At 57.8% G+C, this 8,907-nt stretch carries 11 protein-coding genes; 8 read left to right on the top strand and 3 right to left on the bottom strand.

The window, feature by feature from the left end; all coding sequences use genetic code 11:
• The first annotated feature begins 81 nt into the window (after window positions 1-81).
• The 8 genes from KUV72_RS16905 to KUV72_RS16940 all read left to right on the top strand — a co-directional run bounded on the left by KUV72_RS16905 (window position 82) and on the right by KUV72_RS16940 (window position 6,000).
• Window positions 82-663, top strand: coding sequence for an NAD(P)H-dependent oxidoreductase (locus tag KUV72_RS16905; RefSeq protein ID WP_222239163.1), 582 nt, complete (start codon window positions 82-84; stop codon window positions 661-663).
• 468 nt (window positions 664-1,131) lie between these two features.
• Window positions 1,132-1,584 (top strand): GIY-YIG nuclease family protein, encoded by a 453-nt coding sequence (locus KUV72_RS16910; RefSeq protein ID WP_222239164.1) that lies wholly within the window; start codon window positions 1,132-1,134, stop codon window positions 1,582-1,584.
• A 487-nt stretch (window positions 1,585-2,071) separates the two neighbouring features.
• Complete coding sequence (locus KUV72_RS16915; protein ID WP_222239165.1) at window positions 2,072-2,311, top strand: hypothetical protein; 240 nt, start codon at window positions 2,072-2,074, stop codon at window positions 2,309-2,311.
• 281 nt (window positions 2,312-2,592) lie between these two features.
• A complete protein-coding gene (locus KUV72_RS16920; RefSeq protein WP_222239166.1) occupies window positions 2,593-3,828 on the top strand; it encodes a hypothetical protein in 1,236 nt (411 codons plus the stop codon).
• 491 nt (window positions 3,829-4,319) lie between these two features.
• Window positions 4,320-4,697: an SH3 domain-containing protein gene (locus KUV72_RS16925; RefSeq protein ID WP_222239167.1), complete on the top strand. Its 378-nt coding sequence runs from the start codon at window positions 4,320-4,322 to the stop codon at window positions 4,695-4,697.
• Window positions 4,694-5,104 carry a hypothetical protein gene (locus KUV72_RS16930; protein WP_222239168.1) on the top strand — a complete coding sequence of 137 codons (411 nt, stop codon included), beginning with the start codon at window positions 4,694-4,696 and terminating at the stop codon, window positions 5,102-5,104. Before KUV72_RS16925 ends, KUV72_RS16930 begins: the two co-directional genes overlap by 4 nt.
• Before the next feature lie 51 nt (window positions 5,105-5,155).
• Entirely contained in the window at window positions 5,156-5,674 is a 519-nt protein-coding gene (locus KUV72_RS16935) for a GNAT family N-acetyltransferase (RefSeq protein ID WP_222239169.1), read from the top strand.
• Window positions 5,671-6,000 carry an antibiotic biosynthesis monooxygenase family protein gene (locus KUV72_RS16940; protein ID WP_222239170.1) on the top strand — a complete coding sequence of 110 codons (330 nt, stop codon included), beginning with the start codon at window positions 5,671-5,673 and terminating at the stop codon, window positions 5,998-6,000. The genes KUV72_RS16935 and KUV72_RS16940 overlap by 4 nt, the downstream gene beginning before the upstream one ends.
• A gap of 113 nt (window positions 6,001-6,113) precedes the next feature.
• Here KUV72_RS16940 and glp read toward each other — a convergent pair whose 3' ends face one another.
• From glp to KUV72_RS16955, 3 genes are all read right to left on the bottom strand, one after another.
• Window positions 6,114-7,376, bottom strand: a complete 1,263-nt coding sequence (glp, locus tag KUV72_RS16945) for a gephyrin-like molybdotransferase Glp (RefSeq protein ID WP_222239171.1) — start codon at window positions 7,374-7,376, stop codon at window positions 6,114-6,116.
• 1 nt (window position 7,377) lies between these two features.
• Window positions 7,378-7,959, bottom strand: coding sequence for a molybdenum cofactor biosynthesis protein B (gene moaB, locus KUV72_RS16950; protein ID WP_222239172.1), 582 nt, complete (start codon window positions 7,957-7,959; stop codon window positions 7,378-7,380).
• A gap of 123 nt (window positions 7,960-8,082) precedes the next feature.
• Complete coding sequence (locus KUV72_RS16955) at window positions 8,083-8,901, bottom strand: peptidylprolyl isomerase (protein ID WP_315857926.1); 819 nt, start codon at window positions 8,899-8,901, stop codon at window positions 8,083-8,085.
• Window positions 8,902-8,907 lie beyond the last annotated feature (6 nt).

The following is an 8,907-nucleotide window of genomic DNA, read 5'->3' on the forward strand; positions in this document are numbered from 1 at the left end:
TACAGATGCTCTCGTTTTATCAGCATCTAGAGTAGTGTTGATCACACCATGATGCTCCATTTAGACCATAAGGAATGTTGAGTGAAATGTTTAGTTGTGGTGGCTCATCCGGTTACGAAAAGCCTTTGTCATTATTTGGCTAAACAAACGATGAGGCATTTAGAATCTAAGGGGTATGAGATTACTTTTCTTGATTTGTATGAGTCAAAATTTTCTCCACAGTTAACAGAAAGAGAAAGAAGTAGTTATTACACATCAAGATTTGATGAGTCTTTACTGTATCAAGAAATAGCACAGCTGAAGGCGGCGGAAGCGCTGGTATTGGTCTTTCCTACTTGGTGGTTTGAATTTCCTGCAATTCTAAAAGGGTGGTTTGATCGTGTTTGGGCCCCTGGTCATGCTTATAATCATGCACCTAATCTAGGTGCTATTACGCCTTGTCTAACAAATTTAAAGGAGGTCAGGGTAGTGACGACGCTGGGATCGGCTTGGTGGGTGGATAAAGTGGTACTGCGACAGCCGGTAAAGCGAGTGTTGAAAGTTGGATTGTTGGGAGCATGTGCACACCGTTGTAGTTTTAGAATGCTCTCACTTTATCGAAGTGAAGATACATCATTTTCTCGTGTCGAGTCGTTCGTCAGAAAAATTGAGTCGAAGTTTTAATATATATAGTGATTAAGAGAATATTTAGGGTTCATCTTCGGGTATGTGTCCGGAAATGCATGACGCATGACTAGGGGCGCGAGATGACACGTTACGCCAGATCACTCAGTATACTGGCGTCGCCTTCTATTTCTGTGAATCACATAGTCCGTGCTAAAGTGGCGGCAGCGAAAAGATCTGTGGCTTCATTCGACAGGGCTTGCCCAGGGGTCCGACCTATCGTTTTACAGCCAGCAGGACCTGGCTGACAGCGCGCTGGAGCTGAATAGGCGTCCACCAAAGCGTGTCGACTCAAAGCCCTGCATTTAAATGATGAGTGAGCTATTGGTGAAGTACCTTGAGGCCCCTCCATCAATCCATTGATCGTGTTGCTCTCAGAGCCTGCGTCCGCCATCCTATGTGCAGTGATACACGCTCGTTTCGGACGGTTTAGCTCGGTATTCTCAAAAAAGGGATAAAGTTGCATAAATGGAATACTTGAATAGATTAATTACGTTGTGTGAAACTGCCATCGCAGCCGAGCCCAAATCTGAATTTAGCGTTACTAGCTTTGATGAGGTGCCTGACATAGAGAAAGGGGTCTATATTATCAAAGAAGTTGGTGGGTGTGCAGATAGAACGTTTCAAGCATTCGTAGAATTTAAGAAAAAGAGGCTTAAGGCATGTAGCAAAGTCAATAGCCCTTCAGATGTTCTATATGTTGGCTCCTCAGCTACCGGCTTACGAAAAAGGCTAAGGCAGCACCTGGTTTATTGTCCTGACAAGACATACTCTTTACACATGTATGAGTGGTTCAACGGTCATTATGAAATTTGTATTCTTGAATATGAGGTTTCAATTGAAGTCCTACAACTCATTGAGGACTCGATTTCACATGATTTCCATCATGCTTTTGGTAAGAAGTTTGGAAATAACAAATAGGAAAGATTGGTCAGTCAATGTAACAACTAGTTGAGATCAGGTCGCAGCGTGTGTCACTTTGGCGATTTGTCGGTTTTTGTTGTTGAGTGAATACATGTCTTCTTGGCTGTCGCGTTGTTCATACCTTTAATGTAATCTTTTTGGAAAATACTTTTTCCCGTTGGTGCCTATGATAGGTAGGTGGGGGAATACCTTAGTTCGTATAAAACAGTATTTAGCTCAAGTAATTAAAAAGTTTTTTTCTTCTGGGTTGTTTTTACATGGATGAGTTTTAGATGACGCGGTTTTGTGTAGATAGTGATCAAGCTATGGAGTGAGTGTGCGTCAGAATATTTTCTACACTCATTTGTGGACATCAGGTCATGTTTAAAGGATGGCGGGTGCCGATGGTATTGCCCACTCATCAGGGATGACTGGCATCAAACCCTGTGATGCAAAGGGGGCTGCTTGCCCACACCTGACCATGGAGTGCGTGAGGGACAGGCTTATGGCACATAACGACAGCGATAAGAAAACCAGTTACCTGTCAATCGGTATTGCGCTGGGTATCTCCGTGGGCGCAGGGTTTGGCATCGCCCTGGGCAACCTGCTCTTGGGGATTGGACCCGGCATTGCCCTTGGGATCGCCATCGCTCTGGCGATGTCCAATCGGCGGTCCAGTAACTCCAGCAGACGCACGGAAGAGTCTGGAACTGAAGAGGGCCGCGAGGATGATGGCCGAGTCTAGGAAAGGCCTGGAAAGAAGTGGGTCATCGTCGAGAAAGCACCTCAGGGATTGGAGTGATAGATCGTTGTTCCTCAGGGCACTCCACCAGCTGCCGCGCCGTGTATTCTTCAGGCGCATTCCTGCAGCTCGGCGCTAATTTTTCTAAGCTGAATAGGCATCACCGTGTGCAATCATCATGTGGCTAAGGACGGGTGGTTCTTAGTTCCACACTAGGCCGGCGATCAGTTTGTGCGGTACAGCCAAGTGTGCACTCGGTGCACTCAGGCTCCGGGAGGTGGAACATGGTCAGGCACTCTAGGATTCTGGGATTCTGTTTCTCGCTTTGGTTGCTCGCTGTTTCGTCGGTGGCCCTGGGCGCCAGCCTGCCAGCGGAGGAGGGCAAGGAGGCTGTTGAATCGCAGTGTTCGGTGTGCCATCCGGTCAGTCGCATCAGCCAGAGTCTGGGCTACCACCGAGAGGGTTGGCTCGCGTTGATGGGGACCATGGTGGATCTCTCGGGTGATCCCGCCCGCCGAGACGCTATCGCCAGCTATCTGGCGGAGTACTTTCCTCCCAATGAGCGGCGTGCACCGACCCTGGTGGAAGGTGACACCGAGATCACGTTTATCGAGTGGGTGGTGCCGACGCTAGGCCAGCGCTCGCGGGATCCGGCCGAGGCGCCGGATGGCGGGATCTGGTGGGCAGGGCAGTGGGGCAATCTGGTGGGACGCATCGATCCGGCCACGGGGGAGATGCGCGAATATCCGCTTCCGCCTGGCAGTATGCCGCACTCCGTTACCTTGGGCAGTGATGGTGGTGTCTGGTACACGGGAAACCAGAATGGGACCATCGGCCGGCTTGATCCGCAAAGTGGTCATATCGACGTGTACGACATGCCGGACCCCTCGGTGCGTGATCCCCATACCGCGGTTTTCGACGATGACGGTATTCTCTGGTTTACCGCGCAGCAGGCCAATCGCATTGGGCGCCTGGATCCTGTCAGCGGTGAGGTAACGCTCGTGACTCTGCCTACCCCGGGGGCCCGGCCCTACGGCATCAAGATCGACGCCGAGGGTAACCCCTGGGTGTCCTGCAATGGCAGCAACTGTCTGGTGCAGGTCGATCCCAAGACCATGGCGCTTGATGAAGTTGAGCTTCCTCACCAGGGCACTACGGTACGCCGGCTGGATATCGCCGAGGACGGCATGATCTGGTACGTGAATTCGGGGAGGGGGCGACTGGGGCGCTACAACCCCCGCAGTGGCGAGGTACGAGAGTGGCCGTCGCCAAGCGGTGAGCGCTCTCATCCCTACGCGATCGCGGTGGTAGACGGTGTGGTCTGGTACAACGAATCGGGCATGCGTCCCGATGCCCTGGTGCGCTTCGATCCTGCCACCGAGGCCTTCCAGAGCTGGCCGATCCCGTCCGGCGGTGTCTACGCCGGTATCGTGCGGCATATGCGCCCGACCCTGGACGGTGACCTGCTGATTCATCAGAGCGCCACCAATCGCATCATGCGTGTCGACATCGGAGACTGATGGCTGCCACTGGCTTTCATCAGATGAGCGATCACATGGATACCCCGACGGCCCCCGTTGGGGTGTCGTCGTTTATGGGGTGAGAAAACCAAGGATTGTTACCCGTTGTCGTCAGATCGAAGATGTAGGTCTATGCTGAAAAGGTAAAGTTTACTTAGGGTGGTAGGGGCCTTTGGGCGGGTGGTCAATCCGGCGATAACAGCAAGAAGAACTTGGTAGAAAGTTATTTTGAGGCAACCGGTGGGGTGATGGTCCTCGGCGCTGGTGTTTGCTTTAGCACGGTGACGATGCTGCCGTTTTCGGCACTGGCACGGTGGGGCGTTTACTGCTGAGCGCAGGTAAGCTGACTGCGTTGGCCCCTTGGCGATCATCGCCTGCCAACCATTGCCAGTCATGCGTCTCGGGACAGCCGCGGCAGAGGAGCTGAGGCGTTGAGCAGGAAAGGTGGAAAGGAGCTGAGGTTGAGAGAAGAGAGAAGAAGAGGAGGGAAGATGACGATGAAGGTGGTCGCGAGCCGGGCCCACATCTCTGAATACCCGGATCCCATTGCCTTCAAGAGCGGCGATGAGGTGCTGCTGGGTGACGAGGATACGGAGTATCCGGGCTGGGTGAGAACCACCACCCAGGATGGCAAGGTCGGTTGGGCGCCTCTTGCCTATCTCGAGGCGACAGACGACCCGCAAAGGGGGATCGCCACAAGGGACTATGACGCCACGGAATTGAATACTCAGGTGGGTGAGCGCCTGCACGTGCTGGATCAGCTGATGGGATGGGGCCGTGTCGAGAATGCATTGGGGCAGGTGGGATGGGTTCCTCTGAGCACAGTGGAGGTCTTGATGGGCACGGATGACGGAGATTCAGGGAAATGACGCCTGTGGTGCAGGAAGAAATCTCCGGTTGTGGCATCGCCGCTTGCGCCACCCTTGCCGGTATCGACTACGCCCAGGCGAAGGTTGAGGCGAACGCGCTGGGGATCTTCGCCGAGGATCCCACGCTGTGGTCCGGCACGGATCATGTTCGGCGCCTGCTTAAGGCATTGGGTGTTGAAGCGGCAGCCGGTGAAGCGCCGTTCAGCGGTTGGGACCAGCTTCCCGACAGGGCCCTGCTGGCAATCAAGTGGCGCCTGGAGAGAGGCACGCCATTTTGGCATTGGGTGGTGTTTTACCGGCGGGACGGGAGTGCTGTCGTGCTGGACTCGAAGAAGTCGCTGGTCCACCACGTACGAACCGACTTCGGGCGCATCAAGCCGAAATGGTATATCGAGATACCGGCATAACCCATCTGTCGGTCGCGGGGTAGCTCACTCCTTGCCAAGGAATACGATGGTATGAACATCCGAATAAGACGGGCAGAGCCCGAAGATGCTGAAGGCCTCAGGAGCCTCTATGAACGAGCCCCTGTCTTTGCCGATACCTTGCAACTGCCATTTCCCAGCACCCGTCTGTGGAAGGAACGCCTGGCGTCGTTCGATGAGCACTTCCACTTCCTTGTGGCGACGCTCAACGATGAGCTTGTCGGTAGCCTGGGGCTCGAGCAGTGTCGCTCTCCGCGAAGACGTCATGTGGCGACCTTCGGCATGGGGGTGAGAGACGATGTCCAGGGACAGGGGGTGGGCCGAGCGCTGATGGCCAGCATGCTGGATCTATGTGACAACTGGCTGGCAGTGACACGCATCGAGCTCACGGTCTACGTCGACAATCCGCGAGCGGTTGCCCTGTACCAAGGATTCGGCTTTGACATCGAGGGCGAGTCGCGACATTTTGCCTTCAGAAACGGGACCTACGTCAGCGCCTACTTCATGGCCAGAGTAACCGATCAGACAGCCCAAGGAGACCTTCCCCGGTGAGCCCTATTGCCGCTACCCCCACGCCACCCTACTATGCGGTTATCTTCACGTCCCTACGTACTGCCGGCGATCACGGCTATGCCCACATGGCGGACAAGATGGTCGAACTGGCCGCGCAGCAGCCGGGTTTTCTTGGCATCGAATCGGCCCGTGAGGACGGCGAAAATGGCCTCGGCATCACCGTATCCTACTGGGCCGACCTGGCGTCCATCCGCACCTGGAAGGCCCAGCTCGATCATCGTCAGGCCCAGGTAATGGGGCGCGAGCGCTGGTATGCCAGCTACAGGGTCCGAGTCTCCCGGGTAGAGCGGGAATATGGTTTGTGACACCGCTAGGTGCAGGCGCCGACGCAGGCGCTATCACGTTGTCGGGCGCTGACAGAGAGAGGCCACGGTCCATACTCGGCCCCTCTATTGGCGGTGTCGCCGCGGTGTCAGCATCAACGGGCGAACTGACTCAGCGGCAGGTAGTCCAGGCGTTGACCGGGCACCACCTGAAGGCCCGGTGGTACCACCAGATAGCCGTCGGCGTGGGCGGCACATTTCAGCATATTGGAGCCTTGGGCGCCGGCGATGCGTGCCACCGGGGCCACATCGCTGTGGTCGAGATATACCCTCAGCAATTGGTGGCGTGCTGGATTGGCGCGGAAGGTAAACCCTGCATGGACGGGAAAGCGGGCGAGGGGCGCTAGGTTGCGCCCTTGCAGCCGCTGCAATAGCGGCAGCCCGAGCAGGTGCCATGAGACCAGCGCTGCGGTGGGGTTGCCGGGCAGTCCCAGCAATGGGGTGCCGCTAGCCTGGGATTCGCCGATGTAGCCCAGGGTAAAGGGCTTGCCCGGCTTCATCGCCACGCCACTGAGGCTGATGCCGCCAAGTTGCTTCAGGCAGGGCCTGACATGGTCTTCCTCACCCACGGATACGCCACCGGAGCAGACGATCAGGTCTGCCTGGCGGGAGGCATAGCGCAGGGCGTTCTCGAGGTCCTGACGGGTGTCTTCGATGTTACCCAGATCCACCAGCTCGACATGCTGGTCCTGCGCGAGGGCATGCAGCATCTCGGCATTGGAGTTATAGATCTGCCCGGGCGACAGCGCCTGCCCCGGGTTGACCAGCTCGGTACCGGTGCTGATGATCGCCACACGCAGGCGCGGACGGCAGGGCACATCGGTCAAGCCCTGCGCTGCCAGCAAGGCCAGGCGAATGGCGTCCAGACGTTCACCGGCGTCCAGCAGTGGTGCGCCCTCGCGTAGCTCTTCGCCGCGACGGCGAATATGCTGGCCTTGGCGCAGGTCCTTGGGAAAGTAGATCTGCCCCTTGTCGTCCAGTCGCACGTGTTCCTGGGGAACCACCACGTCGGCGCCATGGGGAATCGGAGCCCCGGTGAAAATCCGAGCGCAGCCGCCGAAGGGCAATGGTTCAGGCATGCTTCCAGCGGGCACTCGCAGCAGTACCGGTAGCCCCACATGGTCCTTGAGGTCGGCCAGGCGCAGCGCGTAACCGTCCATGGCGCTGTTATCGACGTTGGGTACGTCCATGCGGGCATGCAGGGACGTCGCCAGCACACGGCCTCGCGCGTGATGGCTGCGCACGCATTCTGTTCCCGTCACCGGGGTGGCCAGCGCAATGACCTGATCCCGGGCCTGCCACAGGTCGATGAGTGGGCGCGATTCCCTGGGAGTGTCGCAGCTGCAGGTGTCGCTCATATCAGACCTCCTCCAGACGGTGGTCCATCGCCTGCGAGGACTGGCGGCTGGCGCAGCGCTGGGGGTCGTTGACGACCATGGCCACAAAGTTGCAGGGACGCGTGCGCGCATCGAGCTGGGCCGCCAGTATCTCATCCCAGGCCATGGCGCAGGCCTTGGGGGAACCGGGCATGGCGAAGACCAGGGTACGGTCGATGATGCCGGCGATGGCACGGGACTGTATCGTCGAGGTACCAATACTCTCGAACGAGCGCTGGCGGAACAGCTCGCCGTAGCCTTCGACGACCTTATCGAACAGCACCGTCAGTGCCTCTGGGGTGTTGTCCCGTGCGGTAAAGCCGGTGCCGCCGTTGACCAGCACCACCTGGATATCTTCGCGCAGGACCCAGGCGCTGACCTGGGCGCGGATGCGGTAGATGTCGTCCGGGACCAGCGCCCGTTCGGTGAGGCGATGGCCGTGGTGGGCAAGACGTTCAGCCAGCAAGTCGCCGCTGCCGTCCTCCGCCAGGCCCCGACTATCCGACACGGTCAGCAGGGCAATATCCAGAGGAATGAAGACGGCGCTCGTTGACGTATGTGACATGCAAGGCCTCCGTGAAGCAGACAAAGGGTACGGGTGAGCAACCGTCCGGGAGCACGGTGCTTCGAGTTCAGCGCTTCGAGCTCGGCGCTTCGAGTTCAGCGCTGCGAATTAGACGCTTCGAATTCAGCGCATCAGCGGTCCGTCGGCGTCCTCGTCGGCGAGGGTGAAGCCTTCCACGCCAATCTCGCTTTCCAGGGCCAGCAGGTAGTGGCGCAGGGCCACTCGAGTGGCCTGCTCGGTCAGTTCATGCTGAACGCTTTCCTTCACCTCGGCGTAGGGCAGTGGCTGACGATCGAGGCGGGCATCGACCCACACCACATGCCAGCCATAGCGTGAGGGCAGCGCGCGGTCATGCAGTCCCTCCGGCAAGGTCTCCAGTGCGCGATCCAACTCGCTGACGGTTTGACCCCGCGCCACCCAGCCGAGGCTGCCGCCTTGATCCTTGGATGGGCATTGAGAATGCCGCTGGGCCAGTTCGGTGAAGCGCTCGGGGCGCTGGCGAAGGGTCTTGATCAGGGTTTCCGCCTGGGCCAGCTGGGCGTCTCTGGCCGCTACATCATCCGGGGCGGCCGCCAGCAGGATGTGTCTGACCTTGTAGCGAGCGGGCTCGCAGAAACGCTCAGGGTGAGCGGCGTGATAGCGCAGGCAGGCGTCGTCATCTGGTGCGGGAACCTGCAATTCCTGCTCCAGCATGACGGCAATGGCGCGCTCGTCGGGTTCATGCAGGGTGCCCGTCTCGATCCCCAGAATCTCGGCGCGCTGTCGCAGCAGGGCCTGGATGACCAGGGCGCGGGCCGCCGCCTTGGCGGCGGCCTCGCGATCCGATGACGGATGAAACTGCATTTCCCCGGCAATATCTGCCTCATCGATGACGGCGCCGCCAACGCGGATGCTCAGGCGAGGTGTGGCCGGCAAGGTTTCCAAGGGAATGGTCTTCATCATCAGGGT

The organism is Halomonas sp. DP4Y7-1 (assembly GCF_019800705.1).
Lineage (GTDB): Bacteria > Pseudomonadota > Gammaproteobacteria > Pseudomonadales > Halomonadaceae > Halomonas > Halomonas litopenaei_A.

Bases quoted from the DNA above. Each gene is read 5' to 3' on its own strand.
- KUV72_RS16910 (WP_222239164.1), top strand. From the start codon at position 1,132: ATGGAATACTTGAATAGATTAATTACGTTGTGTGAAACTGCCATCGCA.
- KUV72_RS16915 (WP_222239165.1), top strand. From the start codon at position 2,072: ATGGCACATAACGACAGCGATAAGAAAACCAGTTACCTGTCAATCGGT.
- KUV72_RS16920 (WP_222239166.1), top strand. From the start codon at position 2,593: ATGGTCAGGCACTCTAGGATTCTGGGATTCTGTTTCTCGCTTTGGTTG.
- KUV72_RS16925 (WP_222239167.1), top strand. From the start codon at position 4,320: ATGACGATGAAGGTGGTCGCGAGCCGGGCCCACATCTCTGAATACCCG.
- KUV72_RS16930 (WP_222239168.1), top strand. From the start codon at position 4,694: ATGACGCCTGTGGTGCAGGAAGAAATCTCCGGTTGTGGCATCGCCGCT.
- KUV72_RS16935 (WP_222239169.1), top strand. From the start codon at position 5,156: ATGAACATCCGAATAAGACGGGCAGAGCCCGAAGATGCTGAAGGCCTC.
- glp (WP_222239171.1), bottom strand. From the start codon at position 7,376: ATGAGCGACACCTGCAGCTGCGACACTCCCAGGGAATCGCGCCCACTC.
- moaB (WP_222239172.1), bottom strand. From the start codon at position 7,959: ATGTCACATACGTCAACGAGCGCCGTCTTCATTCCTCTGGATATTGCC.
- KUV72_RS16955 (WP_315857926.1), bottom strand. From the start codon at position 8,901: ATGATGAAGACCATTCCCTTGGAAACCTTGCCGGCCACACCTCGCCTG.